The organism is Dactylosporangium sp. CA-139066 (genome assembly GCF_050936175.1).
Lineage (GTDB): Bacteria > Actinomycetota > Actinomycetes > Mycobacteriales > Micromonosporaceae > Dactylosporangium.
Map to the genome: position 1 here is coordinate 4,791,561 of NZ_JBNJNH010000001.1, position 25,057 is coordinate 4,816,617.

The 25,057-nt window shown below is 70.6% G+C and carries 28 protein-coding genes and 2 pseudogenes; 21 read left to right on the forward strand and 9 right to left on the reverse strand.

The annotated features are described in order from the left end of the window. Positions 1–151: 151 nt before the first annotated feature. Positions 152–691 carry a DUF421 domain-containing protein gene (locus ACQEVU_RS21825; protein WP_433326305.1) on the forward strand — a complete coding sequence of 180 codons (540 nt, stop codon included), beginning with the start codon at positions 152–154 and terminating at the stop codon, positions 689–691. Positions 692–716: 25 nt separating this feature from the next. Here the strand turns inward: ACQEVU_RS21825 and ACQEVU_RS21830 are convergent, their stop codons facing one another. Continuing rightward, positions 717–1,253: a MarR family transcriptional regulator gene (locus tag ACQEVU_RS21830; protein WP_433326307.1), complete on the reverse strand. Its 537-nt coding sequence runs from the start codon at positions 1,251–1,253 to the stop codon at positions 717–719. A 347-nt stretch (positions 1,254–1,600) separates the two neighbouring features. Continuing rightward, on the reverse strand, positions 1,601–2,389 hold the full coding sequence (locus tag ACQEVU_RS21835; protein ID WP_433326309.1) for an OBAP family protein: 789 nt from the start codon (positions 2,387–2,389) through the stop codon (positions 1,601–1,603). Positions 2,390–3,102: 713 nt separating this feature from the next. On the opposite strand from ACQEVU_RS21835, the gene ACQEVU_RS21840 reads away from it, so the two are divergent. Next, complete coding sequence (locus tag ACQEVU_RS21840; RefSeq protein WP_433326311.1) at positions 3,103–3,399, forward strand: PucR family transcriptional regulator; 297 nt, start codon at positions 3,103–3,105, stop codon at positions 3,397–3,399. An 18-nt stretch (positions 3,400–3,417) separates the two neighbouring features. Here ACQEVU_RS21840 and ACQEVU_RS21845 read toward each other — a convergent pair whose 3' ends face one another. Next, positions 3,418–4,698, reverse strand: a complete 1,281-nt coding sequence (locus ACQEVU_RS21845; protein WP_433326313.1) for an ABC transporter permease — start codon at positions 4,696–4,698, stop codon at positions 3,418–3,420. On the opposite strand from ACQEVU_RS21845, the gene ACQEVU_RS21850 reads away from it, so the two are divergent. From ACQEVU_RS21850 to ACQEVU_RS21870, 5 genes are all read left to right on the forward strand, one after another. Next, positions 4,697–5,131, forward strand: coding sequence for a sodium:calcium antiporter (locus ACQEVU_RS21850; protein ID WP_433326315.1), 435 nt, complete (start codon positions 4,697–4,699; stop codon positions 5,129–5,131). The two genes, ACQEVU_RS21845 and ACQEVU_RS21850, sit on opposite strands and share 2 nt — an antisense overlap. A gap of 137 nt (positions 5,132–5,268) precedes the next feature. Continuing rightward, complete coding sequence (locus ACQEVU_RS21855; protein WP_433326317.1) at positions 5,269–5,880, forward strand: STAS domain-containing protein; 612 nt, start codon at positions 5,269–5,271, stop codon at positions 5,878–5,880. A 217-nt stretch (positions 5,881–6,097) separates the two neighbouring features. Then, the gene (locus ACQEVU_RS21860; protein WP_433326319.1) at positions 6,098–6,343 is read left to right on the forward strand and encodes a hypothetical protein; all 246 of its coding nucleotides are present in this window, start codon (positions 6,098–6,100) and stop codon (positions 6,341–6,343) included. A gap of 138 nt (positions 6,344–6,481) precedes the next feature. Next, positions 6,482–6,835 (forward strand): STAS domain-containing protein, encoded by a 354-nt coding sequence (locus tag ACQEVU_RS21865; protein WP_433326321.1) that lies wholly within the window; start codon positions 6,482–6,484, stop codon positions 6,833–6,835. A gap of 238 nt (positions 6,836–7,073) precedes the next feature. Then, entirely contained in the window at positions 7,074–7,307 is a 234-nt protein-coding gene (locus tag ACQEVU_RS21870) for a hypothetical protein (protein WP_433326323.1), read from the forward strand. A gap of 30 nt (positions 7,308–7,337) precedes the next feature. Here the strand turns inward: ACQEVU_RS21870 and ACQEVU_RS21875 are convergent, their stop codons facing one another. Further along, positions 7,338–7,766, reverse strand: coding sequence for an STAS domain-containing protein (locus ACQEVU_RS21875; protein WP_433326325.1), 429 nt, complete (start codon positions 7,764–7,766; stop codon positions 7,338–7,340). Positions 7,767–8,020: 254 nt separating this feature from the next. Here ACQEVU_RS21875 and ACQEVU_RS21880 point away from each other — a divergent pair, with 254 nt between their 5' ends. Continuing rightward, positions 8,021–8,230 (forward strand): hypothetical protein, encoded by a 210-nt coding sequence (locus ACQEVU_RS21880; RefSeq protein ID WP_433326327.1) that lies wholly within the window; start codon positions 8,021–8,023, stop codon positions 8,228–8,230. Between the two features lie 72 nt (positions 8,231–8,302). Here the strand turns inward: ACQEVU_RS21880 and ACQEVU_RS21885 are convergent, their stop codons facing one another. Both ACQEVU_RS21885 and ACQEVU_RS21890 read right to left on the reverse strand, forming a co-directional pair. After that, on the reverse strand, positions 8,303–8,812 hold the full coding sequence (locus ACQEVU_RS21885; protein ID WP_433326329.1) for a MarR family winged helix-turn-helix transcriptional regulator: 510 nt from the start codon (positions 8,810–8,812) through the stop codon (positions 8,303–8,305). Positions 8,813–9,183: 371 nt separating this feature from the next. After that, positions 9,184–10,566 carry a protein kinase domain-containing protein gene (locus tag ACQEVU_RS21890; RefSeq protein ID WP_433326331.1) on the reverse strand — a complete coding sequence of 461 codons (1,383 nt, stop codon included), beginning with the start codon at positions 10,564–10,566 and terminating at the stop codon, positions 9,184–9,186. 254 nt (positions 10,567–10,820) lie between these two features. Here ACQEVU_RS21890 and ACQEVU_RS21895 point away from each other — a divergent pair, with 254 nt between their 5' ends. Further along, positions 10,821–10,952, forward strand: a complete 132-nt coding sequence (locus ACQEVU_RS21895; protein ID WP_433326333.1) for a hypothetical protein — start codon at positions 10,821–10,823, stop codon at positions 10,950–10,952. Positions 10,953–10,989: 37 nt separating this feature from the next. Here ACQEVU_RS21895 and ACQEVU_RS21900 read toward each other — a convergent pair whose 3' ends face one another. After that, entirely contained in the window at positions 10,990–11,193 is a 204-nt protein-coding gene (locus ACQEVU_RS21900) for a hypothetical protein (RefSeq protein ID WP_433326335.1), read from the reverse strand. Between the two features lie 88 nt (positions 11,194–11,281). Here ACQEVU_RS21900 and ACQEVU_RS21905 point away from each other — a divergent pair, with 88 nt between their 5' ends. Next, a complete protein-coding gene (locus ACQEVU_RS21905; protein WP_433326337.1) occupies positions 11,282–13,036 on the forward strand; it encodes a chloride channel protein in 1,755 nt (584 codons plus the stop codon). Between the two features lie 10 nt (positions 13,037–13,046). Here the strand turns inward: ACQEVU_RS21905 and ACQEVU_RS21910 are convergent, their stop codons facing one another. Further along, positions 13,047–13,571 carry a MarR family winged helix-turn-helix transcriptional regulator gene (locus tag ACQEVU_RS21910; RefSeq protein ID WP_433326339.1) on the reverse strand — a complete coding sequence of 175 codons (525 nt, stop codon included), beginning with the start codon at positions 13,569–13,571 and terminating at the stop codon, positions 13,047–13,049. Positions 13,572–13,763: 192 nt separating this feature from the next. Between ACQEVU_RS21910 and ACQEVU_RS21915 the strand changes: the two genes are divergently transcribed. Genes ACQEVU_RS21915 through ACQEVU_RS21925 form a run of 3 tightly spaced genes read left to right on the forward strand, consistent with a single transcriptional unit; the run spans position 13,764 to position 15,849 of the window. Further along, positions 13,764–13,928, forward strand: coding sequence for a hypothetical protein (locus ACQEVU_RS21915; RefSeq protein WP_433326341.1), 165 nt, complete (start codon positions 13,764–13,766; stop codon positions 13,926–13,928). After that, complete coding sequence (locus ACQEVU_RS21920; protein ID WP_433326343.1) at positions 13,925–15,280, forward strand: ATP-binding protein; 1,356 nt, start codon at positions 13,925–13,927, stop codon at positions 15,278–15,280. Before ACQEVU_RS21915 ends, ACQEVU_RS21920 begins: the two co-directional genes overlap by 4 nt. A gap of 20 nt (positions 15,281–15,300) precedes the next feature. Then, positions 15,301–15,849, forward strand: coding sequence for a GerMN domain-containing protein (locus ACQEVU_RS21925; RefSeq protein WP_433326345.1), 549 nt, complete (start codon positions 15,301–15,303; stop codon positions 15,847–15,849). A 34-nt stretch (positions 15,850–15,883) separates the two neighbouring features. Here ACQEVU_RS21925 and ACQEVU_RS21930 read toward each other — a convergent pair whose 3' ends face one another. Further along, positions 15,884–16,024 carry a hypothetical protein gene (locus ACQEVU_RS21930; protein WP_433326347.1) on the reverse strand — a complete coding sequence of 47 codons (141 nt, stop codon included), beginning with the start codon at positions 16,022–16,024 and terminating at the stop codon, positions 15,884–15,886. Positions 16,025–16,766: 742 nt separating this feature from the next. Between ACQEVU_RS21930 and ltrA the strand changes: the two genes are divergently transcribed. The 8 genes and pseudogenes from ltrA to ACQEVU_RS21970 all read left to right on the forward strand — a co-directional run. After that, positions 16,767–18,083 carry a group II intron reverse transcriptase/maturase gene (gene ltrA / locus ACQEVU_RS21935; RefSeq protein ID WP_433322606.1) on the forward strand — a complete coding sequence of 439 codons (1,317 nt, stop codon included), beginning with the start codon at positions 16,767–16,769 and terminating at the stop codon, positions 18,081–18,083. Between the two features lie 190 nt (positions 18,084–18,273). After that, positions 18,274–18,798: pseudogene (locus ACQEVU_RS21940) on the forward strand (IS1380 family transposase); the annotation flags it as partial. A 241-nt stretch (positions 18,799–19,039) separates the two neighbouring features. After that, positions 19,040–19,972, forward strand: coding sequence for an ABC transporter ATP-binding protein (locus ACQEVU_RS21945; protein ID WP_433326349.1), 933 nt, complete (start codon positions 19,040–19,042; stop codon positions 19,970–19,972). Next, entirely contained in the window at positions 19,969–20,751 is a 783-nt protein-coding gene (locus ACQEVU_RS21950; protein WP_433326351.1) for an ABC transporter permease, read from the forward strand. The genes ACQEVU_RS21945 and ACQEVU_RS21950 overlap by 4 nt, the downstream gene beginning before the upstream one ends. A 123-nt stretch (positions 20,752–20,874) precedes the next feature. After that, positions 20,875–21,801, forward strand: a complete 927-nt coding sequence (locus ACQEVU_RS21955) for an ABC transporter ATP-binding protein (RefSeq protein WP_433326353.1) — start codon at positions 20,875–20,877, stop codon at positions 21,799–21,801. Further along, entirely contained in the window at positions 21,779–22,567 is a 789-nt protein-coding gene (locus ACQEVU_RS21960) for an ABC transporter permease subunit (protein ID WP_433326355.1), read from the forward strand. The genes ACQEVU_RS21955 and ACQEVU_RS21960 overlap by 23 nt, the downstream gene beginning before the upstream one ends. 8 nt (positions 22,568–22,575) lie before the next feature. Further along, the gene (locus tag ACQEVU_RS21965) at positions 22,576–23,625 is read left to right on the forward strand and encodes a PucR family transcriptional regulator (RefSeq protein ID WP_433326357.1); all 1,050 of its coding nucleotides are present in this window, start codon (positions 22,576–22,578) and stop codon (positions 23,623–23,625) included. An 898-nt stretch (positions 23,626–24,523) separates the two neighbouring features. Further along, positions 24,524–24,823, forward strand: a pseudogene (locus ACQEVU_RS21970) (calcium/sodium antiporter); the annotation flags it as partial. Positions 24,824–25,057 lie beyond the last annotated feature (234 nt).

Below are 25,057 nucleotides of genomic sequence, written 5' to 3' on the forward strand. Positions count from 1 at the left end.
AGCCGTGCCGGGTGGGCTGGGGTGTCGCCAGGTTTGGGGCACCGACAGGGCCACGGGGGCTTGCCCAGCAGCCGCCGTCAACGCGGAAGAGGGTTTCGCCCCGATCGGGACCGGGTAGCCGAGTCGCCCGGCGCGGATGAGAGGAGCGGCAATGTCATCAGGTGTTTTCGGCCCGGTCGGAGCGTTGGGTGTGGTAGCGCTGAAAGCACTGCTGCTCTATGTCACCGCGATCGTGGGCTTCCGCCTCGGTGAGCGCCGCACGCTGGCCGAGATGTCAGGCTTCGATTTCGTCGCGGCCATAGCGGTCGGCGCCATTGTCGGCCGGGTACCGAATGCCAGCGACGCCGGCTATCTGGCCGGCGCGACAACCCTGGTCACGGTGCTCGTCGCGCACCGGATCATCTCGCGGTTGCGCTTCATGCCCTTGCTGGCACGGCTGATCGATCGCGAGCCGCTGCTGCTCGTCGTTGACGGGCGGCTGAACGACGCGAACCTCCGGCGCGGCGGCCTGACCCGGCGTGATCTGTACGGCCTGCTACGCCGACACGGCGTACATGGTCTGAAGGACGTGCGCTACGTCATCCTGGAGCAACGCGGACAGCTGTCGGTCGTGCGCCACGGAGGCCAGACGACGCCCGCCGACAGCGAAGTCCTGCGTGACATCACCGATCGCCTACCCCACCCGTCCTAAACAACGCGACCGCGGTCGATCGGTGTCAAGGGCGGCGGTGCGCGGGTGAGGGTGTTGCGCCGGCCAGCGGGCAGGGTGGACACGGCGAGGTTGAGCACGGCGCTGTTGGTCGCTTGCCAGGCTGCACGGCGCGGAACCCGTCGCCGGTAATGCCGAGCTCGACCGTCCTGCGGTCGCCGGCGCCCCCTGGCAACTGCCTGACTATGCCGAGCCCGGTCAGGGCGTTCACGAGCGTGGTGACGGTGTTTGTCCGCAGGTTGAGCAGCCTGGTGAGCTGACCCGGCTGAGCGCCGGGGTGCTCGGCGAGGCAAACGAGCAGCTCAAGCTGCGCAACCGACAGCTGGTTGCTCGGATCGGCCACGCGGGCCACACACGCAACGCGCGCCGCAGCCAGGCGATGGTGTCGGCCAGGGCGCTGCCCGGCTCGGGTCGTTCGCCTGCCAGGCCAGCCGCTCGGCGCAGCGGGCGCTCGTTCATCGACTTGGCTCCTCGCCAGGGCGGGTCTCTGCCGTGCAAGGCTATCGCTACCCGCGCCAGATCGTCGCCGGCGCCGAGCGGACATCGCGGCCTCCGACGCCGGCCGCTATCTTGCACTCGTCGACGGCGTGCCGGCCGACGGCGCGAGTATGTACGCCCGGGATGGAATCGCGACGTTCAGCGTGGGGACCGCGCCCCAACTTCCCCGCCGCGACGTGGAGGGCGCCCTGATGGCCGCCCGACCCGCCGCTGCCGGCGCCGAAGTGGCCGCCGTCACCGCGCAGCCGCGCCGTCCCAGCGCAACGTGCAGCGGCGGGGCTTCGACGTGCTGTACACCCGCGCTGTCCTCAACCGCTGACACTCCTCGCCGGCCGGCTGCCGAATGGACTGGCGCATCGTTCGCCGACACCGGATGTGCCGCCGGGCGGCCTTTCAAGATTTGTGGCTTTTGAAGTCGAGTTCCTGCAGCTGGGTCTGGACGGTGCGGCCGCTCTCCCAAGGGTTCGCGCCGGCTATCACGTTCGGCATGGGGATATTGGACCGGTTGTTCCGCTTGTGCGCCGTGGAAATGCCGAGCCGGCGGTCGCGTTCGTGGATGAGCTCTTCGCGGGCCTGGCCGTCTTCGGTCAGGCCCATCATGAGCTGCGGGATACCGTAGGGGAAGTCGTCGCGGTCGTATTGCCAGGTGTGGAAGGTCTTGCCGTACGTAGTGACCAGGTCTGCGAAGTAGGCATGCTCCGCAAGTTCAGGAATCCCAGGAGCGGCCAGGATCCCCGCCTTCACCTCGTAGTGGTGGCTGTGCCATAGCCGTTTCTCCTCCGCAGGCAGGTCGCGGAAGCGTTCTTCACTGATGATGTACTCAATCCCGATCAAGCGGGCATCGGCGGCGTTCCGATCGAAAATGACGCACTGGTGCAGGTCGTGTTGTCGGTGAATGCAGAAGTGGCTTGCCTCGACCTGGCGGCCCATGTCGTCGGCGTACATGTGGAAACCGTTGAGATAGGTGCTCATCGCCTGCAACGGATACTTCGGTTGCATCGCACCTGCGGCAATGTCGAGCACCCGGTGTTTGAGAGCGTGACCTTTGCCGATCTTGGCAGTGGCCATGACCTTACGGCTCAGCAGAACGGCCCCTCCCGCCGCTACACCCGCCGCGATGCCGATGCCGATGCCCTTTGCCGAGCCGGTTGCGGGCTTCTGTAACCGGATCTTCTTCGCCATCTTCCTAGGGATACCCGACACCTGTCCAGCTAACCGACCTCTCGCGTCAGGGGTCGGCCTGCTGGGTTGGCGGCCGACCCGGCGCGTCCGGATGACCCACAAAGGTCTCCCGGGCGGCTCGCACGGTGAGCGTCAGATGTATGCCCCGGCGCCTCCGGAGGCTGTCGGCCCTGTCACCCACAAGCGGGACGAAGTACGGTACGTCGGGCGCAAGGGCGAGGGCGGCCAGGGCCGAGACAAGGAACGGAAGCCCGGCGGGCGGATGATCGCGGCCGGATGGCTTACGGTGAACGGCAATGTCGGATCCTTCTAGAAGCGACACGCTAGGCAGGCGCGTACAACCGACCGCACACGGGCCGGTGATCGGACGGGTTGGTTGGGGCTATACATGCGCGCCCGGCGGCGCAAAGCAGTATCGTCTCCGGCGAGTGGCCCGCGCTAGGTCGAGCCGCCAGCGACGGTGCTGGGGAACGCTGCGGCGTGCGCGTCGATCGTCATCTCATGCGCTGGGCGAGGGAAGTACAAACGACTCAGACACAGCGAAGCCCAAGCACGGGCCTGGCTACAGTGGGTCCGGCAACGGTCGCCCCGCCTGTTCGCGCACTGGGCACTGTGGTGTACGACCTGACGCCGGAGCGGCATGAGCCGGGTAAATCGGGAGGTTGCCTCCGGTTCTTTGGGGGCCTGGGCGTTCCTCGTGTCTCGTCTTCCCGGTGCTGCTGCGCGATCGCGATGCCATCACGGGCCTGGTCACCACCGTCCTCGGTCCGCTCACCGCGGCCCGCGGAGGCGCCCGGCCGTACCTGGAGACGCTGAGCGCGCTCTTCGGCAACCAGGGCAACCACACCGCCACCGCCCGGCAGATGCATCTGTCCGTGCGCGCCGTCGCGTACCGCCTCGAGCGTATCCGCGACCTGACCGGCTACCACACAAGCGCGCCGACGCAACGCTTCACGCTGCACACGGCCGTGCTCGGCGCCCAGCTGCTGGGTTGGCCGCCGCCCGGCTGACGCGTCGCGCGGCATACGTCAGGTCCGCGGTATGTCCCGACGGCGAAATGCGACGCATCCGACCAGCGCGAGTACGAACGCGATCACACCGAGCAGTGTCAGGCGGCCGGCATTTACCGATCCCACTGGTGGGTTCCCGACATGCGTGGTCGGGGCGACGTCGAGCAACCAGTGCCGGAGGTTCAGGCCTGGGCCGAGAAACGCGATGAAGGTCGCCGCGGCGTACCCGGCCCAGGCCAGTCCGAATCCCCGCGGCCACAGGCCGAACAGAGCCAGCGCGAGACCCGCGAACACCAGTTCGGCCGGCAGGTAGGCCAGTCCGGACGCGAGGATGGCGCCGAACTCGTCGGCGTCGCCGACCGACCACATGGTCGCCGTCGCCAGGATCAAGGACGGGACGACGACGGTCAGTGCGAGTCCGGCGATGACGACGCTGCCGTGGGCGGCCAGCCAGCCGACGCGCGGCAGGGTGCCCGCGAGACGGGTCTCGAGACGGCCGGCGGCCTCCTCCGACCGCAGCGTGCCGATCGCCTGAATGACGTATCCGGCCCCGATGACGGCTACGTAGAGCTGCGCGGCGGCGACGAAGCCGTCCAGCGGGCGGCCGTCGCCGATGCCCATGGTTTCGGCGAGTGCCGGGTTGCCCGCCATCGTGTCGATGAACTGCCGGGCGAGTGCGCCCATCATGGCAGTGAGCAGCGCGCCGCCCGCCAGCCAGCCCGCGATGGCCGGGCGGTGGATCCAGGCCGCGAAGCCGAGCGCCGATCGCCGTCGTGTGGTTGCTCGCGTAGGTCCTGTGCCGCCCCGCAGCAGCGCGCTGCCGACGTCACGGCGTGCGGCCAGCCACGTCGCCGTGGCGCCCGAGGCGATGCCGGCGGCGACGGGGATGGCGAGCACCCACCACCGCTGGGCGGCGAAGGGGGAGGTCTTCTCCGCCCAACCGAGGGGCGAGAGCCAGGCGAGCCAGGTGTTGGTCGTGTCGCCGACGCCACGCAGCACATAAGCGGCGGCCAGTCCGATCAGGCTCCAGGTGTAGACAGCGCGGGCATGCAGCGCGATCTGTGCGAGCTGGGCGGCGAGTCCGGCGAACACGAACGCCAGTGTGCCGAGCGCCGCCGAGTAGAGGACCGCCCCCGACGCCGGCACTCCCGCGAGGGCCAGTCCGGTCGCGAAGAGCACGGCGGTGACGAAGATTCCCGCGGTCGCGACGGTGAGCGCGGCCAGCGCGGGCTGGTGCCGGGCGATCCGCCCGCCGAGGACCGTCTCGAGCCGGCCCGACTCCTCCTCGCGTCGCGTCATGCCGGTGACCAGCGCGATGCCCTGCAGCGGGCTGGTCGGCACGCTCGCCGGAGCGCAGCTGCTGACCGCCGGCGCCTCGGGCGTGGCGCAACGCCTCGGCGTCGCGCCGGCGGTGATCGGCTTCACCGTCGTCGCGCTCGGCACGTCGCTGCCCGAGCTGGTCACCGCGGTGCAGGCCCAGCGCCGCGGCAACGGCGACCTGCTCGTCGGCAACCTCCTCGGCAGCAACCTGTTCAACAGTGTCGCCGGAGGTGCCCTGGTAGGGCTCTTCGGTCGTGGAGAGGCGGCCCGGCTCGGCTACCCCGTGCTGGCCGCCATGGTCGCTGTCTCGTTGCTGTCGTGGCTGGTGCTGTATCGACACTACCGGGTCAGCCGCGCCGAGGCGTTGGCGCTTCTCGTGATGTACGCGCTCACGCTGCCGCTCATCCGCTGAGCCGAGCTGCCGTGAACCGGGCGGCCGGCCGTCCCTGACGTAGCTGGAGTAGTCACGAAACCGTGATGATGCCTTGCATCCACCGTCGTACGGATGCCAGATCGTTGCATGATGCTCACGGTTGCATTGATGCTTTCATGACCGCGTTGCTCAGCCGCGATGGCACCGACTTCAGTCTGGTGTGCGATGCCTGCGGCTCCGTCGTCGGTAACCTGGCGGCCTCAACGGGCTCGTGGGACGTGGCCTGGCAATTGTTCAGCGTCGACGGGTGGCAAGGCAGCGATCTCGCCGTCGGACCGCACGCCTGCGGCCGCTGCGGACCGCCGACTGTACTGACCGGCGTCGTTGCCCGGACTCTCGACGTGCCGTCGTTGACGCCGGCCGGTCGAGGGTCGTCTCGCGTGGTGACACAACTGCTGTCCGACGTCCGGGCGGTGTACCTGCGCGGTGATCTGCTGTGTGCCGACGACGCCCGGCTCTGGGACATGCTCAGCGGCGATCCGGGGCGGTGCGCGCATCTCATGGTCGATGTCAGCCGGGTTCGCCGGCTGACATCGGCAACGGTCGACGTGCTGGTGCGGGCGGCGCACTGCGCCGCCGAACGGGGTGGCCGTACCTGTCTCGTCGGCGCGCCCGCTGCGGTGGCCGCGGCGCTGAGGCTGCTCTGTCTGGATGACGTCCTGCCGACGCATGCGGATCAGGTCACCGCCCTCGAGTGGCTGCGCGCCGGTCATCCCGTGCCGTCGTGACCGTCCCGGACGCCCTCGGGGCCTTGACCACCGTTTGCCGGGTGAGATGTGGGCCCGTCATGTCGGTCGGGATTGTCATGCGTTTGCCATCATGGCGCACAACAGTGGTCATGGGCGTCGCCCAGACTCGTCGCTTGTATGAATACAATTTTCGCGGGTGAGTGGTGCTGCATCGGTACCGGTGCGCCCGACGGCCGAGTTGGCGTGAAGGACGGACATGACCGTGATGCAGGCGGATGACGGCGAGGACTTCAGTCTCGTATGCGACGGATGCGGTCTCATCGTCGGACGTCTCGGCGCGAACCTGCACAACTGGGATCTGGCTTGGATATTCTTCAAGCGGCACGGCTGGGTCGGCTCCGGCGCGGCGGATGGACCGCACCGATGCCCGCGGTGCCTCCTGCAGGACGCTCAGCCATTGGCGCGAGAACGGACCACCGCCGCCCTTTCGACCGGACAGTGATTCCTCCAGCGGGCCGTGCATCGCACCGAGGCGTCGACCAGTGACGGACCGGGCGTCATCGAACTCTCACGGCGCCGCCGGGTGGTCACCACAACGACGTCGCACCGTTGAGCGAGCGGCAGACCACGAGGAGGTGGCATGCGAGGGACCGCTGGCGAAGCGGCAACGTCTCCGATCGAGGTCCTCGTCACCGGGGCGTTAACTGCCGCCACCGTGGACCGGTGGCGAACCCTGGCGGACGACGCCGCCGCCACACGTCCTGCCCACATGGTCGTCGACCTGACCGCCTGCGACAGCCTCGACACCGCCGGAATCGACGTGCTCGTCGAGGTACACCGGCGCCTATGGGCCGACGGGGGACGGCTGACGTTGCGTGGTGTGTCGGCGCGGCTGTCCCGGCTGCTGACCCTCGCGCGAGTCGACCGCGTGCTGCAGATCGCGGACGCCGCAGTCGGCCATCATCCGAGACACCGGGCCGCGTCGTCCGGATGAGTCCCCGTACCGGCGATGATGGGCCTTCGCCCGGCGTCCATCATCGCCACCCCGTCGCCTGCCGCCTTCGCTCCTGGCCGCCGCGCCGTCCGTGGCCGTTGACGCGGATCGTGGCCACGATTATCTCGACCGGTCGGCCGCCGGTTTCGGGGAGGCGATGCGGTCGTTGCGATGTTGACCAGAATATTGTGCATGGATAGTGCATATACTGTGCCGGTCGTCTGCGGAAGGAGTTGGCATGGCTGTCGATCCGCGCGGGAGTGATCTCGCCATGTTCCTGGACGCCGATCCGGACGCACCGGTGGTGATGCTGAATCTGCTGCGGTTCGCCGACGGCGGCCGGGACCTCTACGAGCAGTACGCCCGGGCGTTCAGCGAGGTCATCGCATCGCGCTACGGGGCGGAGGTCGTCTACGCCGGCGACGGCGGGCCGGCGCTCGTCGCCGAGGAGGATCAGCAGTGGGATGCCTGATTTCGCTGGGTCCGCGCGGCCGATCGGCGGTCAGCCGGTCGCGGCGGTCTCCCACCAACGCACCTCGTCGTCGCGCTGGCTACATTCCGTGCCGGCGGCCTCGGTACGCCCGGACGTTCCGGGCGATCGATGCCTCGGCTCGTAACCGGCCGGAGTCGGTGCGGTCTGCAATACGCGATCAACTCGCGCGAGTGCCAGCAGCCGGTACAGCCGCGACGACATGCCGCGCAATGTCAGCCGGCCACCCGAGCTCCACACCGCACGGTGCACGCTGACCAGCAGGTCGATGCCGGCTGCGTCGAGCCTCGGGCAGTCGGCCAGATCGACGACCATGTGCACCGGCCTGAGCGCGGCGGCGTCCTCGAGCTGGACCCGCATACGGGGAATCGCGGCGGCATCCAACGCGCCCACCACGACTACCTCAACGAATGGCACCGCTGGCATGTCGGTGGCCGGCATGAGTCCTCCGTTCGTCGACGACTGTCGTACCTCCACCGTGAATCCGGCTTGTGGAGCCCCTGGGACGGTTCAATGACAGTCATATGACGCCTGGGATCGAACCCTGGTCAGCGGCGACGATGGGCGAAACGCAACATTTGCCATGACGCAACCGTTGGTCTATGTAACGTTCGTGGGATGTCGCGCGATCGTCATACGTCCGCGGGATGGGTGTGGTGCACCGGATGTGACGATTGACGGCAGGAGGTCTGGCCATGACGGTATTGCAGGAGTCCGATGGGGGCGACTTCCGGCTCGTCTGCGACGGCTGTGGTGCCGTCGTCGAGCATCTGGGGGCGACCTTGCGCAGGTGGGACCTGGCGTGGAGTGTCGTCAGGCGCTACGGCTGGATCGGCGAACGCTCGCAGCGCGGGCCTCACGGCTGCCCCCGTTGCATGGCGCAATCGGCGCTCGAGGCCTGGTAGCCGGCCGGGTCGGCGGCCAGTCTTCGTGCGCCGCTGGGGATTCCGGGGATACCGTTTCGGCAATGCCGACCGTCAGCCCGCTCGCCGCCTTGTCGGTCTGGGTGCCTCGTCGGCGGACCGCTGCCACTGCTGCCACCATTCGTCGTCCGGCAGCTCGCCGGCGGCCAGGACGAAACGGTGCAGGAGATTCAACGTCCGGCCCGAGGCGACCAGGGCGGCCTCCTGCACGATCCGGTGTATCTCGCCGCGCCGCGCCTCCATGACGGCGCCGACGGTGTCCCGGCCGGCGGGGGTGAGGCCGAGCCAGATTGTGCGCCGGTTCCCGTCCCGCTGGAACCGGTGTACGAGCCCTTTCTGGCACAGGCGGTTGGACATTCGGGTGAGCGTCGACGCCGCGACCCGGAGTTCGGCGGCGAGGTCGGTGCTGCGCCGCGGCTCGCCGGCCAAGATCACCAGCGCGCGGTACTGGGGCAGCGTGACGTCCACGTCGAGTTCGGCGAGGTTGCGTGCCGTGAGTGCCACCATGGTCCGGCTCACGGCCAATAGTGCGCTGACGAGCGCCTCATCGTCTGTCTCGGGCACCGCTCCATCCTCGCATGCGTCGCCGGCCCGGTCGCGGGCCTCGCATCTCACGGGCTGTCTCTACGCCCGCCTGGCGGCAGCGTGACATGAGACCGTCATCTCCGCGCCCGGCCGAGGTGCGAAGCTCGGCGCCGACCTCGGCGGCAACGCCACCGCGGTCGGCGCCTCCGCGAACGTCGTCATCCTCGGCCTTGCCGAGCGCGCCGGCACGAAGATCAGCTTCTGGCAGTTCACCCGCTGCGGCCTGATCGTCGCCGGCGTCACGGTCGCCGTCTGCATGCCGTACCTATGGCTGCGCTATCTCGCGTTCGCCTGAGCCCGGTCGGTCGGTGGGGTACAGGACGTCGCCCAGCCGGCGGATGGGGGTCCGGTCAGCTGTCCGCCGCGGCGACGGTGTAGATGGACACGGCGCGCTGACAGGAGACCCCGTCGAGCGTGAAGGCCGTCGGGAAGCCGGCGTCAGACCGTTCCAGCACGCCGCGGAGCTCGATCCGGGCCGGCGCGTCGGCGGTGAACGGCTCGTTCCCCGCGACGGTGACGACCGAGCCGGTCTGGCGCCATGTGGAGCCGGGCACCTGGGTGACCTGCTGGCCCGGCGGTGCGGCGAACTGCAGTGTCCATGACGCCGGCTCGTCCGCGGTGACGGTGACGTCGGCGGTGAAGCCAGCCGCGGTGCGATGCCCGATGTACCGCACCGCGCATCCCTGGGTTGAACCGGTGTGTTCGCCGCCGGCGCTCGCCGCCGCCGTCGACCACAGTGGCCGGACCCAGCCACCGGCGCCGATGAGCGCGGCTGCGGTGACGAGCGCCGCGCGGCGCCGCCAGGGACGCGCGGGCTGGGATCGCCACGGAATGGTGCAGGGATGCTCGGGCCGCTGCGGACGGTACGGCGTAGCCACCGGTTCGATCGCGACCGGGCGGTCCGGTGCGGCCGCACACCCCGACATGGCGGACCGCAGGGCCGCCGCCACGGTCCGGCTCGAAGGTCGGGTGTCCGGCTCCTCGGCGAGACACGCGTCCACCACCGCGACCACCGCGGCGGGAACGCCGGACATCGGCGGCAGGCGCAGCGTCCGCCAGGTTCGGCGCTCCCGCATGATCGCGTGGCGGGTTGGTGCGGTCCATGGCAGTGCGCCGGTGAGCATGCGGTACAGCACGAGCCCGAACGCATACATGTCGGTCGCCGCCGTCACCGCCTCGCCGCGCAGCTGCTCCGGCGCCATGTACTCGGGCGTGCCGAGTAGGACGCCGGCCGGCCCGGTCGGGACGGCGCTGAGGATCGCGGCGAGCCCGAAGTCGATGACCTTGACCCCGGCGGGGGTGAGCATGATGTTGCCCGGCTTGATGTCACGGTGGACCACGCGGTGCAGATGCGCCGCGGCGAGCGCGTCGGCGACCTGCACCGCGATGCGGGCGGCATCCAGCCAGTCCAATGATCTCGGTCCGGCCAACCGGCGGTCGAGCGTCTCGCCGTCGACGAACTCCATGACCAGGTAGGGCGCCGGTTTGTGCAGCCCGCGGGCGCGATCGCCGGCGTCGAAGACCGCGGCGACGTTCGGGTGGTTGATCCGGGCGACCGCGCGCGCCTCCGCCACGGCACGCTCACGGGCCTGCGCGGACCCGGCGAGGTCGGGCAGGAGCAGCTTCACGGCCACGGTGCGCTCGAGCCGGGTGTCGACGGCCCGCCATACCTCGGCCATCCCGCCGGTGCCGGCCTGGCTCATGAGCCGGTAACGCCGGGCCACCGTTGCCATCGTGCTTCCCTTCTCCACGCCGGACGTCTTTTCTGCAGACGCTATCCAGTCGCATTCCCGCCTGCCCAGCCCGAGACGCTGCCCGAACGGCATTGACACAGGACCGTCATGTCGGCGGACGGGCGCCCGCGAAATGTTGCCGAAGTGCAACAGTACGAACGGCCGGCGTCACGACCTCGTCATGGGGTGCGCAGAGACCCCGTCGTCCCAGCGCGAAACCTTCCGTATGACGAGAGGAGCAGACCGATGACAGCGTGCGCATCATCCGTGGCGAACTCACCCGCGTCGGTGGGCTCCGTGCCGACGCGTACCAGATCCAGGTCGACACCCGCGACGTCGACCCGAACGTGGCCGAACGCCGCCTGGCCTGGTACTGGCCCATGTGACAGCGCCCCGCGGCGGGCCGGTCAACGGGAGCGGCACCTAGATCGACGAGATGTCGTCGTCGGGCTCGCCGACCGCCACGGCCAGCCCGATGCCGGTGGCCGCCTCGGCAGCGAGCAGTGCGGCGACGTCCCAACCGAGCCAGCACGACGTCGCAATGGTTGTGCCGCCGATCGTCAGGGTCAGCAGCGCCGGCCGAATGGCGAAGGCGTGAGAGGCGATCGTCGGCGGCTCCACGTCCATTGGCATAAGCGTATTATTGCACACATACAACGTTCAGTGCGTCCCGCACATGCCTCCGTACTGCAATGATTGCTGTATGCAGCTATCAGTGCGTGTGCCAAACGAGCGTCGCCTCGTGGTGTGGGACCGGTTGCGGGGCGGCTCGGCCGGCCTGCTGGTGCTTGCGGTCGTCGTGGGGGCCGGGGCGAGCCTCGGCGCGGTCGGCTTCCGCTGGCTCGTCGCCGCCGCGACGCGGTTGTTCAGCGGATGGACGGACTACGCAGGTCACGCCGGGTCTGCGCACGGGTGGCTGCCGTGGGCCGGTCGCTGGTTCGTCGTGGCGGCGCCCGTGGTGGCGGGCCTGCTGTATGGGCCGTTGATCCACCTCGGGGCGCGCGAGGCCCGCGGCCACGGTGTGCCTGAAGTCATGTACGCGGTGACGGCCCATGGCGGCCGGATCCGCCCGCGGGTGGCCGTGGTGAAGTCGCTGGCCAGTGCCCTGTGCATCGGCGGGGGAGGGTCGGTCGGGCGGGAGGGGCCGATCGTGCAGGTCGGGTCCGCGCTGGCCTCCGCCCTCGGCCAGCTGGTCCGGCTGCCGGACTCCCGGCTGCGCCTGTTGGTCGCGGCGGGGGCGGCCGGCGCGGTGTCGGCGACGTTCAACGCGCCGATCGCGGCGGTCTTCTTCGCCCTCGAGCTGATCCTGGCCGACTTCGCCGTCGAGTCCTTTGCCGCCGTAGTACTCGCGTCGGTGACGTCCAGCGCGATCAGCCGGGCGCTGATCGGTGACCACCCGTTTCTCGCGCTTCCTGCGTTCCATGTGACGTCGCCGATCGAGTATCTGTGGTACGCGGGCCTCGGTCTCGTCGCCGCGGTCGTCGGGGTGGGCTTCAGCCGGATCCTGTACCTCGTGGAGGATGTCTGCGACCGGTGCTGGCAGGGCCCGGAATGGCTGCGCCCCGCGGTGGGCGGCGTGCTGCTCGGCGGCGTGCTGCTGGCTGTGCCGCAGCTGTACGGCGTCGGATACCCGGTGCTGGACCGTGCGGTGGTCGGCGGCTACTCGGTGCTGTTCCTGCTCGTGCTGCTGGTCGGCAAGATGGTGGCGGCGAGTCTGACGATCGGTATCGGCGGCTCCGGTGGCGTGTTCGGCCCGAGCCTGTTCGTCGGCGCGATGCTGGGCGCCGCTGTCGGCGATGCCGCGCATGCCGCGATGCCCGGCCACGTCGCGTCCGCGGGGGCATACGCCTTGGTCGGCATGGGGGCGGTGTTCGCCGGCGCCGCCCGGACGCCGATCACCGCGGTGGTCATGGTGTTCGAGCTGACCGGGGAGTACTCGGTCGTGCTGCCGCTCATGGTCGCGGTGGCGCTCGCCGCGGGTGCGTCGCGGCTGTTGTCGGCCGACACCATCTACACACGCAAGCTGCACCGGCGCGGGGTCGACCTGGGACGCGATGCCGTGCAAGCGCCGGCGCCGACGGTCGAGGCGATTGCCGGAGCGCTGCCGGTTGCGCTCGCGGCCGATGCGCGGTTGGCCGAGGTCGTCGAGCGGTTCACCGATGGGCGGTACGACGCGCTGCCGGTGGTCGATGAGCAGGGCCGGCTGCGCGGCGTGGTGCCCGCCGTCGAGGTTGAGCGAGCGGTGCGCGATGCTTCGGCGGATCTGACGGCCGGTGACCTGGCCGCCAGCGTTCCGGTACTGCGGGCCGGCCAGTCGCTCGACGAGGCCTTGGACGCGGTGGTCCGCGCCGGTGGCGTGGGGGTGCCGGTGGAGCGGGACGACGCGCTCGTCGGATGGGTCACCCACCGGGACATCCTTGCCGCGGTCACGGCGGGGCGGGACCGTCAGGCGGTGCCGGCGGGCAGCTGAGTGCGACGCGTCAGGCTTCGATCGGCTCGGCTTCGTCGTCGACGGACGGGAAGCCGAGCCACCATTCGTCCTCGGGCACCTCTCCGGACGCGGCGGCGAAGGCGCGCAGGGCGGGCGCGACGGCGGGATGCCACATGTCGGCGGTGGCCGCGACGACGGCGGCGAGCTGCTTGCGCCGGCTGGCGGTGACCCGCTGGACGAGCCGTCGGCCGGCTGCGGTGAGGGTGAGGCGGACCACGCGCCGGTCGGAAGACGGCCGGGAGCGGCGGGCGAGGCCTTTGCGCACGAGCCGCTCGCACATGCGGGTGCCGGTGGACGCGGCGACCTGAAGCTCGGCGGAGATGTCGGCGACGCGCTGGGGTCCGCGGGCGGCGAGCACGACGAGGGCCCGGTACTGCGGGAGCGTGACGTCAGGGTCGATGTCGGCAAGGGACCGGGCGGCGATGCCGACCAGTGCACGGCTGGCCGCCAGCAGCGCCTCGACCGCCTCAGCGGCGTCGATCCCGGCGTCCATAGCTCGTGCATCGTTTGCCATGCGACAACCCTAGAGTGTGGGAACTGCCCAGGCGAAGCGCCGCGCATCAGGCGGCCACCGGCAGTGCCGCATGCCGAGCTCCTCGCCGTGCAATCTCGCCGTCGCGTGACCCGCAACCGTCACGGGAGTGAAGGATTCCGGTCGACAATCAGTGACAAATGCTCCACGCGGCGGATCCGCTCATGGACGGGCGTGATCGTGCGCGGCGAGCTCGACGCCGCAACTGTGCCGAGCCTGCTTGCCGCGGTCCACGAGACGCTGCGGGGCCGGCCGGCCCGGCTGAAGATCGAGGACGGCCCGCGGGCGCCGCGGCGGCTGGTCACGGTCCGTGGCATGGGCTACAAGCTGCAGCGATGAGACGGGCCGGGCTTCAGACGCGGGTCGTCGGCGGGTTCGCCGTCGGCGCGTTGGTGCTCTCGGCGTCGATGGCCTTCGCGACGTACCAGGCGACCCGCCGGTCCCTGCTGGAAGGCCGCGAGCGAGTGTCGGTCCGTACAGTGTCGTTCGATGCCCGGATCCTGCGGGAGGGCGTGCTGTCCGACCGGGCGGACGTGGTGGAGCTGCTCAGCTCGCTCAACACCGGCGGCAATCGTCGGGCGATGTTGTACCGCGACGGCGGCTGGTTCGGCCGGGCCGCGGACGACGGCGCCACGCAGGCGGTGCCGGAGAGCTTGCAGCAGCTCGTCCGCCACGGCCAGGCCGGAAAGCAACGCGTCCGCGTCAATGGCGTCCCCGCGATTGTCGTAGGTGTGCCGCTGACGGAGTCGACCGCGCTGTACGAGGTCGATCTGCTGCGCGAACTGGACCAGACGCTGCGGGTGCTGAGCTGGGTCCTGACGGTCGTGGCGGCGCTGACCGCTGCCGCTGGCGCCGGTCTCGGCTGGTACGCGGCCCGGTATGTGGCGCGGCCGCTGCGATCCGTTGCGGGGGCGGCGCAGAACATCGCCGCCGGTGACCTGTCGACGCGCCTCGACCCGGCCGTCGAACCCGATCTGCTCCAGCTCGCCACGTCGTTCAACGACATGGTGGACCGGCTCGCCAAACGGGCGGAACAGGACCGGCGGTTCGCCGCTGATGTCAGTCACGAGCTGCGCTCGCCGCTGCAGACGCTGGCCGCGTCGGCGAGCGTGCTCACCCGGCGACAGGACGCGCTCGATGAGCGGACGGGCACGGCCGTGCGGCTGATCGTCGAGGAGGTCGAACGATTCCAGTCGCTCATCGACGATCTGCTCGAACTGGCCCGAAGCGACCAACCGGCCCAACGCAGCGACGTCGACGTCCTGCACGTCGCGCAACGGGCCTGCCAGGCGCGCAACCTGTCGCCCGACGTCGTGACCGTCGTCGACGGCTCGCCGAGCCGCTGGCTGGTCGACGGCCGACGGGTCGAGCAGATCATCGGCAACCTCCTTGACAACGCTGCGCGGTACGGCGGTGGCGCGACGGTGGTCCGTATCGGCGGCAGCGCCGAGCGGTGGTACATCGAGGTCGACGACGAAGGCCCGGGCGTGAGCCCGGACGACAAGGCCGTCATCTTCGATCGATTCGTTCGCGGCCGGGCGGCCCGAGCCCGCACCGGCGACGGCGGCACCGGCCTGGGGCTGGCGCTGGTCTCGCAGTACGCGGCCGCGCACGGGGGCCGTGCGGTCGTGCTAGACCGACCGGGCGGCGGCGCACGGTTCCGAGTCGAACTGGGAGGCGGGCTGCCGTGATCTTCCGGACCAGAGCATGCGTGACTGCGTTGGCGCTGTTGATGACGGTGGCGGGGTGCGGCGTCCCGAGCGAACGAAGCCCGCAGCCGATCGCCGTGGCCGACGGCCGGCCGAGCGCCACGACCGGGGCCAGAACGGCCAGCCCGGCGCCCGGGGAACCGGTCGAGCTGCTGTATCTGGTGCGCAACGCCCGCCTGGTCGCCGTCCGTCGAGCGGCTGAGCAGCTACCGGCGATCGACGATCAGATGCAGCATCTGTTGTCCGGCCCGACGGCACGAGAACGCGACGACGGATATGTCGGTGCCCTGACGGGCATCACGGTGATCGGCGTGACGCTGCACGGCGCGACGGCGGCGGTCGAGGTCGGTGACCGCTCCGACGTCGCCGGGCGCAGCGACGAGGTCTTGGCCTACGGACAGATCGTGTGCACGCTCACGAGCCGCGCCGACGTGGACGCCGTAGCGTTCCTGCATGACGGGCAGCCGTTGCGCGTCCCACGCGCCGACGCCTCGCTGGCCGACGGGCAGCTCACCAGCGCCGACTACGCCGAGCTCGTCTTGCCGTCCTGACCACCGGGGATCGCGATCTGGCACAACCTGGGAGTCAGGTGGGTTCGGCCGTGTATCGGAACGTCACGAGCGGCAGGCGCGCGGCGACGTCGGGCGGCAGGGCGGTGCCGGTTGTCAGGTCGGCGATGCCCGGCATCCAGCCCAGGCCGGCGGCCGACCTCGGATGCTGGTCCACGTACTGCTGGAGCCGGTCGCGGCTCTCGTCCGGTGCGAGGATCTCCGCGCGCCTGCACGGCCCGCCGCCGGCTGAGCCAGACCCGGACCTTAGCCTCGATCCACCGTGCGCCCAGCGAACCTGGAGGTGAGTGTGTAGCTCAGCTGCAGTCGTAAGCTCGTCGTCGCCTGCCGGTGCAAGTCCGGTCCGGGTAGCTGCCAGGAGGCCCGGTAGCAGGCTGGCGGCTCGGTCTGGAAACGGGTCGGGTCGAAGCCCAGCGTCAAAAGCCCTGATGGGGGAGCGACTGAGCGGTCCGTAGCATGACGCGAAGCCTGCGGCGTCGTTAGAGGTCTCACTTGTTGAGGGTGGGGCAGAGGGAGAGCCGAGCCCCCGATGTCAGGGTGAAGGCCATGGAAGCGGTGTAGCTCCTGGATTGCAGCCGCGAAGAACTCCCCGGCGTACTGGGCGCGGAACGTTCAGATGGTGGCGGCGGGAACTGGGGAGACCCTCCCCGGCCCGGTGTGCTGCGGATGCGCACTGGAGTGTCGGGTCCTATAACCGGTTCACGCCGGGAAGTGGATTTCGTGCCGGGAGGGAGTCGGAGGCGGTCGTAGTACCGATTGAGCCGGGCGGACAACACAACCGCCGGTGATGGGAAGGGCCGCTACTTCGTCGATGCGTAGTGCTGGTGAAGGGGTGCCCGGTGAGTGCCGTTTCGGCTAGTCCCGCCGCGTTGGGGTTCGTGTTGGACCCGGTTCGAGCTTTGCAGCATGCGCTCTACCGGGCGGCCAAGGCCGATCCCGGGCGTCGGTTCCATGCGCTGCGAGACAAGGTCTTCCGCAGGGACGTTTTGTGGCGGGCGTGGGTCGCGGTGCGCCGCAACAACGGCGCGCCGGGCATCGACAAGATCACCCTGGATCAGGTCGAGGAGTACGGGGTGGCCCGGCTGCTCGACGAACTGGCCGCGGAACTGCGGCACGGCGGTTATCGGCCGTTACCGGCTCGTCGGGTGTTTATCCCGAAGCCGGGAACGACCGAGCAGCGGCCGTTGTCGATTCCCGCGGTTCGTGACCGTATCGTGCAGGCAGCGGTGAAGATCGTGCTCGAGCCGGTCTTCGAAGCCGACATGCTGCCGTGCAGTTTCGGGTTCCGCCCGAAACGCTCGGTGCACGATGCCCTGCAGGTGCTCGTTGACGAGTCCTGGCGGGGTCGGCGGTGGGTGGTCGAGACGGACATCGCCAACTGCTTCTCGGCGATTCCGCACGACGAGTTGATGCAAGCAGTCCAGGAACGGGTCTGTGACCAGGCGGTCTTGAAGCTCTTGCGGGCGATGCTGCGCGCCGGGGTGATGGAGGACGGCCAGGTCCGGCGGCCGGTCACCGGAAGCCCCCAAGGCGGTGTCATTTCACCGTTGCTCTGTAACGTCTACCTGCACCGACTCGATCGGGCGTGGGATGCGCGGGCGCATGGGGTGCTGGTCCGGTTCGCTGACGATCTGCTGGTGATGTGCGCCTCTCGGGCGCAGGCCGAGGCCGCGTTGCAGCGGCTTCGGGAGCTGTTGGCCGACCTCGGTTTGGAGCCGAAGGAGGCCAAGACCAGGATCGTGCACCTTGAGGTCGGTGGGGAAGGCGTGGATTTCCTCGGTTTCCATCACCGGCTGGTGCGCGCCTGGGCCCGCACGGGTGGCAAGCAGGTCACTTTTCTGGCCCGCTGGCCCGCGAGCAAGGCTATGCAGCATGCCCGTGACCGGATCCGGCAGTTGACGGACCGGTCGCGGCTGTTGCTGTCGACGGAGTGGATCGTGCAGGACATCAACATGTTCCTGCGCGGCTGGGCCGGGTTCTTCAAGTACGGCAACTCGGCCCGCCATTTCGAGAAGATCAGGTACTACGCGAAGCTGCGGCTGGCGTTGGTGATCGCCAAACGGCACAAGCGCAGCCGGGAGTTCGGCTGGCAGGTGCTGTCGTTCCAGTCGGACAACGAGTTGGGCCTGGTCGGCCTGGGGACCGTCGTCGCGCCACGGCCATTCAAACCGTGGCGGCGGGACAAGCCGAATGCCGGCGGTGAACGGCGTCGGTGAGCCGTGTGCGGGAGAACCGCATGCACGGTTCGATGCGGCGGGAGCTGGAAACGGAGCACCCTGGTCATGGTTACGGCAGTGGGACAACCGGACGGGAAACCACTGGAACGAGAAGGCTGTCGGACCTACCGCCAACCCGGGCCACCGCGCCAGCTCCCGACCCTACGACCAACGTGACGTCGTGCTGCGCGCCGCGATCGCCGGTATCGACGAGCAGGCGTGGACCCCGGTGCGCGACCCCAGTGCGGTCTACGACGAGGCCGCCGGCTGCTGGATCTCCGAGGCCGAGGTCGCCGAAACGGTCTACACCGCGTTCGAGTCCACCCGCCACAAGGTCACCGCCCGCCTCGTCGTGCGCCGGGTCAAGGAACGCAACCCCGCACCCGAAGGGCAGGAGGAACTGTTCCCGCTGTGGCGGTATCACACCTTCCTCACCGACACCACAGAATCCACAGTGGACGCTGACCTAACCCACCGCGGCCACGCCGTCGTCGAACAGGTCTTCGCCGACCTCATCGACGGACCCCTCGCGCACCTGCCCTCGGGCCGCTTCGCCGCCAACGCCGCCTGGCTGACCCTGGCCGCCATGACCCACAACGTGCTGCGCGCCGCCGGCTGCCTCACCAGCCCTCGCTACGCCACCGCCCGGGCCGCCACCATCCGCCGACAGCTGATCACCGTCCCGGCCCGGCTGGCCCGCCGGGCGCGTCGACCGCACCGGCTGTGTGTGTTCCAGCAGCATACCTTGTGGTCGGGTGACGCGGGCGTGCACGGACTTGCGCGCGGGCGGTACCGTGCCGACAGGAGTGCCGGGAAGCCTGGTCGGCGAAGTCATGCTGGTGACATGGCGGGAGGCCGCAGGTGCCGAGTCGAACAGGTGCACGAGCCGACGGGCCGTGTTGCGGCCCGGCATCGGCCGGACTTCACCACCGCGATGATGCGCGGTGGTGGGGACCGTGAGGGCCCCGGGCGGACCAGTGATCGCCGCCGACGGGCTCCGGAAGCGCTACGGCGACGTGCGGGCTGTCGACGGCGTCGACCTCGCGGTGGACCCGGCGGAGATCTACGCGCTGCTGGGTCTCAACGGGGCGGGTAAGACGACGCTGATCCGGATGGTGCTGGGTATGGTCCGGCCGAGTGCGGGTACGGTGCGCGTCCTGGGCTCCAGGATCGGCCGGGTGGCGAGCGGGGTCTGGGCTGACGTCGGGTATCTGGTCGAGGGCCCGGCCGCGTATCCGGAGCTCACGGTGCGGGAGAATCTGGAGCTGGTGCGGCGGTTGCGCGGGGTCGCCGAGCGGGTCGCCGTCGACGAGGTGCTGGATCGGCTGGGTCTGGACCGGTACGCCGGGCGGCGGGCCGGGCAGCTGTCGCTGGGCAACGCGCAGCGGCTGGGCCTGGCCAAGGCGATGCTGCACCGGCCGCGGCTGCTGCTGCTCGACGAACCGGTCAACGGCCTCGATCCGGCCGGCGTCGTGGAGATCCGGGAGATGCTGCGGGACCTCGCCGCCCGGCACGAGACCACGGTGCTGCTGTCGAGCCACCTGCTCGCCGAGGTGGCGCGGACCGCGACGCGGATCGGGCTGCTGCACCGCGGCCGGCTGCTGGAGGAGGTGACGGCGGCGGAGTTGCCGGGCCGGTTGCGGCGTAGGCTGGTCGTCGCCGCCCGCAATCAGGCCGCCGCGGTGACCGCCCTGACGGCGGCCGGCTACGTCGCCGCCACCGTGTACGACGAGCGGATCGAGGTGCACGGGCCGGACGCTGCCGAACGACCGGATGAGGTTGCGGCCGCGCTGGTGGCTGTGGGCTGCCCGCCGACCCATCTGGCGGTCGAGACCGAGGATCTCGAGCAGTACTTCCTGCGCCGGGTCACTGCCGGGGAGGGGCCGTGATCGGCGCCGCGGTGTACGCCGAGCGGGTCAAGCTCCTGCGGTCCCGGCTGTGGTGGATCACCCTGGTCGGCTTCACCGTGGCCGGATTGATGGGCAGCCTGTTCACCTACATCGGCCGCAACCCGGACCGCGCCGAGGACCTGGGGATCGTCGGGGCCAAGGCGCAGCTGCGCGGCGTGCCCACCGACTGGCCCGGCCACCTGCAGCTGCTCGGCCAGATCGCCGCGGTTGGGGGACTGCTGCTGTACGGGCTGCTAGTCATCTGGATGTTCGGTCGGGAGTTCAGCGACCGCACCGCCAAGGACCTCCTCGCCTTGCCGACCAGCCGAGCCGCGATCGTGCTGGCGAAGTTCGTCGTTGCCGGCGCCTGGGCAGTCGTCCTCGCGGTGTACCTGGCAGTGCTCGGCGTCGCCGGCGGGCTGGTGCTGGGCCTGCCCGGGTGGACCGGTCCGGTCGCCGCGGCCGCGTTGGGGCGGCTGGTGATGGTGGCGCTGCTGACCTTCCTGCTGTGTACGCCGTTCGGGCTGGCCGCGTCGGCCGGGCGCGGCTACCTGCCGGCGGTCGGCGCGATGGTCGTCACCGTCTTCGTCACCCAGATCGTCACCGCGCTGGGTTACGGCACCTGGTTCCCCTGGTCGGCGCCGGCGCTGTACGCCGGCATCAGCGGCCCCGACGGGCAGCATCCGGTGTGGTGGAGCCCGCTGAGCGTTGCCGCGGTCGCGGCCGTCGCGGTGGTGGGCACGGTGTCCTGGTGGCGGCACGCCGACCAGTCGCAGTGACCGCCGCCGCGCACCGGTGACGCCGATGACCTGGGCCTTTGCGGAGGTTCGGCAGTCCGGGGGCCGGGATCGTGTCCGGGTGCGGACCTGGATCGGTGCGGGCCCGGGTCGGAGGATGTGGGCATGACTGGCGATGTCGCCGTACACGCTGAGCGATTGACGAAGTTCTACGGAACCCACCGCGGGATCGAGGACCTCGACTTGGAGGTGGCGGCCGGGGAGGTGATGGGGTTCCTCGGCCCGAACGGCGCGGGGAAGACCACCACCATCCGGCTGCTGCTGGACTTCCTGCGCCCGACCCGCGGACGCGCCGTCGTCCTCGGCGTCGACCCGCGCCGAGACAAGGCCGCCCTGCACCGCCGCATCGGCTACCTGCCCGGCGAACTCACGTTCCCCGGGTCGGGCCGCGCCGATGAGCTGCTGCGGTTCTTCGCCGCCGCCCGCGGCGGGGTGGACTGGTCGCACCTGACCGACCTGGCCGGCCGCTTGGAACTGGACCTGACCCGCCCAGTCCGGGCGATGAGCAAGGGCAATAAACAGAAGGTCGGTCTCGTGCAGGCGTTCATGCACCGGCCGGACCTGCTCATCCTCGACGAGCCGACCAGCGGCCTGGACCCCCTGATGCAGCAGGAGTTCCTCAGCCTGGTCCGCGATGCCCGGGCGGCCGGGCAGACAGTGTTCATGTCCTCGCACGTCCTGGCCGAGGTGCAGCAGGTCGCCGACCGGGTCGCGATCGTGCGCGACGGGCGGCTCGCCGCGGTGGAACGGGTGGAGTCGCTGGGCCGCCGCGCGGTGCGGACCGTCGAGGTGCACTTCGCCGATCCGGTCGACCCGGCCGAGTTCACTGCGCTGCCTGGTGTCCACGACGTGTCCGTGTCCGGCCCGGTCCTCACGTGCACCGTCGACGGCCGCCTGGATCCGCTGGTCAAGGCAGCCGCCCGGCACGAGGTGATCGACCTGCTGTCGGCGGAGCCGGACCTGGAGGAGACGTTCCTGTCGTACTACTACCACTCGGAAGGGACCTCGGATGCTGCCCGCGCTGATGCGTAAGACGTGGCGGGACGACCGGCGGGCGCTGATCGGCTGGGCCGCCGGCGTGGCCGCGTTCACCGCCATCTACACGTCGTTCTACTCGAGCTTCCAGGGCGCCGCCGAGCTCAAGCAGGACGCGCTGCCGAAGGGCATGCTGGACTTCCTCGGCATCGCCGACATGCTCTCCGCCGCCGGATACCTGCAGGCGACGGTGTTCAGCCTGATCGGGCCGCTGCTGGTGCTCATGTGCGCGGTGACCCTCATGGCCCGCACGATCGCCCGGCCGGAGGAGGACGGCGGCTTGGAGCTGCTGCTGACCGTCCCGGTGTCACGGGTCCGCTTCGCCGGGCAGCGGCTCGCCGCGACCGGTATCGCGGTGACCGCGGTGGCTGGCGTGCCGTGGCTGCTGCTGATGCTCATCGTGCCAGGCGTCGGCATGGACATTCCGCTGTCGAACGTCGCCGCCGCCAGCGCGGGCCTGGTGGCACTGGCCTGGTGCTTCGCCGGAGTGGCGTTCCTCGTCGGGGCGGTGACCGGCCGCCGCGGCACCGTCCTGGCCGTGACCGGCGCCGTTGCGGTCGCCACCTACATGGCCAACGCGCTCGGCGGGATGCTCGACGGCTGGCACTGGCTGTGCTGGCTGTCGCCGTTTCACTATTTCATCGGCACCGACCCGCTGCACACTGGCTGGCACCCGCTCGAACTCACCGTCCTGGTGGCCGCCGGTGTGGTGACCGCGGCGGCCGGGATCGTGCGGTTCGACCGCCGCGACGTCGGTGTCTGAGCGCGGCGATGAGCGATGACGGGTGGCTCGCCGACGGCTGCGCCGCGCTGCTGGCCGGCCCGACCGACGGGGACCGGCTGCGCGCCGCGGCAGGGCTCGGAGCCCGCGCCGCGGACGCCGGCCTTGCGCAGCGCGACGTCGTGGTCCAGATCCTGCGCGGCGCCGCGGCCGCGTGGGCGGCCACCGTGTCCGCCACCGGAACCGCGGCGGTGCACGCGGCTGCGGCCGTCCTCCTGGCCGATACGCAGGCGGTCGCCGCGGCGGCACTGGACGGCTACGCCCGAGCGGCCCGGGCCACCGTGGTCCGCCACGACGACGAGCGGGCCGCGTTCGTCGGCGACCTCCTCGCCGGACGGGTCGATCCCGGGGTGCTCGCCGAGCGGGCGCACCGCTACGGCATCAGGCTCGCCGCCACCCACGTCGTCCACGTGGCCCGCGGCACGGATCTGAACGCCGCCCTGGCCCACCGGGTCGACGCCGCCCTCGCCGCCCGGTTCGGTGACGGCAACACCCTGACGACGCTGCGCGACGGGGAGCTGGTCTGCATCAGCGCCGGCGGGCTGCGCGGCATCGCCCCCGAACTCGCCCACCTGCTGCTCACCCACGTCGGGCCGGGCCGCTGGCAGATCGCCGTCGGCCGCCCCCACGCCGGCGTGGCCGGGCTGGCCGCCTCGCTCGACGAGGCCCGCAACAGCCTCGACCACGCCGCCAAACTCGGCTTCACCGCCCCCGTCCTGCACGCCGCCGACCTGCTCGTCTTCCCCGTACTGCTGCGCGACCGCGACGCGATCACTGACCTCGTCCACACCGTCCTCGGCCCGCTCACCACCGCCCGCGGCGGGGCCCGGATGTACCTGGACACCCTGACCGTGCTCTTCGACCACCAGGGCAACCACACCGCGACCGCCCGCGCCCTGCACCTGTCCGTGCGGGCCGTCGCGTACCGCCTCGACCGGATCCGCGAGCTGACCGGCTACCACCCCAGCCAGCCCACCCAGCGGTTCACCCTGCACACCGCGGTCCTCGGCGCCCGCCTGCTCGGCTGGCCGCCCGACTGACGCCACCGCCCGGCCGCCGGAGATACTCCCGAAGTGCACCGATGCCGCGCCGCGGATGCGCCGAGAGCGGTGCCATGGTCGAGGCATCCACCACGCGGCTGGAGGGCTGTATGCACCGATCCGGCAAGGTCATGCTCACCGGCGTTGTCGCCGCCATCTGGCTGGCGGGCGCAGCACCGGCAGCGGCGGCGGCCCCGAAGGCCGCAACGTCGGCAGGCCCGGCGGTGTCGAATCCTGCCGGACAGCGAGCCGCTGCGGCAGGCAGCTGTCGGTGGCGGACGCCGGGGTGTCGCTGGACGCGCTGAGCGACACCCCGACAGGATTCACTGTGCGGTGTACCCACGCCGCACGGTGCAGGTCTTGCGTTGTCGCTGACCTAGGCGCCCGCCGCGTCACGGCTCGCGGCCGAGCGGGCGGCCATGCTGCCGCGTCGGCGTAGCCGTTGCGCCGATCCCACCGGTGGGCGGGCGTCGGTAGGGTAAGCGCCGGTGCGCCGGGAAGCCTGGTCGGCAACGTGCAACAGCCGCGGGTGTCCGTGCGGTACGAGGACCTCGACGATTTCGTGATCCTGCGGCTGACGGGTCAGTTCGTGGCTCTGACCGCGCTGACCGTCGGGGCGCGGCTGGCGCTGGCCCTGACCCGCCGTCCGCCGAACATTGTGATCCGACGCCCACGCAGCAGCCGCCTGCGACGCCACGGCAGCGACGATGCTGACCGCAGCTGGCGAGGTGGCGGCCGAGCGCGGCGGGTTTCTGCGCGTCGCCGCACCGTCGCCCGCACTCGCCGCGTCATGCCCGCGCCAGCGACGCCTCCCCCGGGGACGGGTCGGGGTCGGGCCGGGGTGCGCCCGCGGTCACCACGCCACCGCGACGAATGCGGCGGCATTACGACAGCCGCCGTCATCGGCTTCACCGTCGCGGCGCTCGGCACCCCCCTGCCGGAACTGTTCACCGCCGTCCAGGCGCAGCGCCGCGGCGACGGCGACCTCCTCGTCGGCAACCTGCTCGGCAGCAACCTCTTCAACAGCGTCGCCGGCGGGGCCCTCGTCGGCCTCGCCGGGCGCGGCGAACCGGCCCGCCTCGACTACCCCGTCCTCGCCGCCATGGCCGCCGTGGCACTGCTGGCCTGGCTCGTGCTGTACCGCCGCTACCGTGTGACCCGCATCGAAGCAGTGTGCTGCTCACCGCATACGCCATGACCCTGCCATTGATCAACTGAGGAAGCTGCCCGGGCGTACCATACGGCGACGTACTGCCCAAACCCGGCATTGATTTGGATCAACCTGACCGAGACAACACGAGTAGAGACGAGTTGAAGTGAGAACAGATCAGCTTCGCTGAGAACTAACACCCACTGTCCCGTACGGCTGACCTTCACGGAGCCGCCATGCGCAACCTGCGGTGCGACAAGTTCGGCCGGACAGTGCGACGAG

Excerpts from the sequence above, each read along its gene's own strand:
- ACQEVU_RS21920 (WP_433326343.1), top strand. The coding sequence starts at position 13,925 with ATGAGACGGGCCGGGCTTCAGACGCGGGTCGTCGGCGGGTTCGCCGTC.
- ACQEVU_RS21825 (WP_433326305.1), top strand. The coding sequence starts at position 152 with ATGTCATCAGGTGTTTTCGGCCCGGTCGGAGCGTTGGGTGTGGTAGCG.
- ACQEVU_RS21870 (WP_433326323.1), top strand. The coding sequence starts at position 7,074 with ATGGCTGTCGATCCGCGCGGGAGTGATCTCGCCATGTTCCTGGACGCC.
- ACQEVU_RS21965 (WP_433326357.1), top strand. The coding sequence starts at position 22,576 with ATGAGCGATGACGGGTGGCTCGCCGACGGCTGCGCCGCGCTGCTGGCC.
- ACQEVU_RS21860 (WP_433326319.1), top strand. The coding sequence starts at position 6,098 with ATGACCGTGATGCAGGCGGATGACGGCGAGGACTTCAGTCTCGTATGC.
- ACQEVU_RS21835 (WP_433326309.1), bottom strand. The coding sequence starts at position 2,389 with ATGGCGAAGAAGATCCGGTTACAGAAGCCCGCAACCGGCTCGGCAAAG.
- ACQEVU_RS21900 (WP_433326335.1), bottom strand. The coding sequence starts at position 11,193 with ATGGACGTGGAGCCGCCGACGATCGCCTCTCACGCCTTCGCCATTCGG.
- ACQEVU_RS21955 (WP_433326353.1), top strand. The coding sequence starts at position 20,875 with ATGACTGGCGATGTCGCCGTACACGCTGAGCGATTGACGAAGTTCTAC.
- ACQEVU_RS21865 (WP_433326321.1), top strand. The coding sequence starts at position 6,482 with ATGCGAGGGACCGCTGGCGAAGCGGCAACGTCTCCGATCGAGGTCCTC.
- ACQEVU_RS21890 (WP_433326331.1), bottom strand. The coding sequence starts at position 10,566 with ATGGCAACGGTGGCCCGGCGTTACCGGCTCATGAGCCAGGCCGGCACC.
- ACQEVU_RS21910 (WP_433326339.1), bottom strand. The coding sequence starts at position 13,571 with ATGGCAAACGATGCACGAGCTATGGACGCCGGGATCGACGCCGCTGAG.
- ACQEVU_RS21880 (WP_433326327.1), top strand. The coding sequence starts at position 8,021 with ATGACGGTATTGCAGGAGTCCGATGGGGGCGACTTCCGGCTCGTCTGC.
- ACQEVU_RS21855 (WP_433326317.1), top strand. The coding sequence starts at position 5,269 with ATGACCGCGTTGCTCAGCCGCGATGGCACCGACTTCAGTCTGGTGTGC.
- ACQEVU_RS21850 (WP_433326315.1), top strand. The coding sequence starts at position 4,697 with ATGCCGGTGACCAGCGCGATGCCCTGCAGCGGGCTGGTCGGCACGCTC.
- ACQEVU_RS21845 (WP_433326313.1), bottom strand. The coding sequence starts at position 4,698 with ATGACGCGACGCGAGGAGGAGTCGGGCCGGCTCGAGACGGTCCTCGGC.
- ACQEVU_RS21830 (WP_433326307.1), bottom strand. The coding sequence starts at position 1,253 with ATGTCCGCTCGGCGCCGGCGACGATCTGGCGCGGGTAGCGATAGCCTT.
- ACQEVU_RS21875 (WP_433326325.1), bottom strand. The coding sequence starts at position 7,766 with ATGCCGGCCACCGACATGCCAGCGGTGCCATTCGTTGAGGTAGTCGTG.
- ACQEVU_RS21960 (WP_433326355.1), top strand. The coding sequence starts at position 21,779 with ATGCTGCCCGCGCTGATGCGTAAGACGTGGCGGGACGACCGGCGGGCG.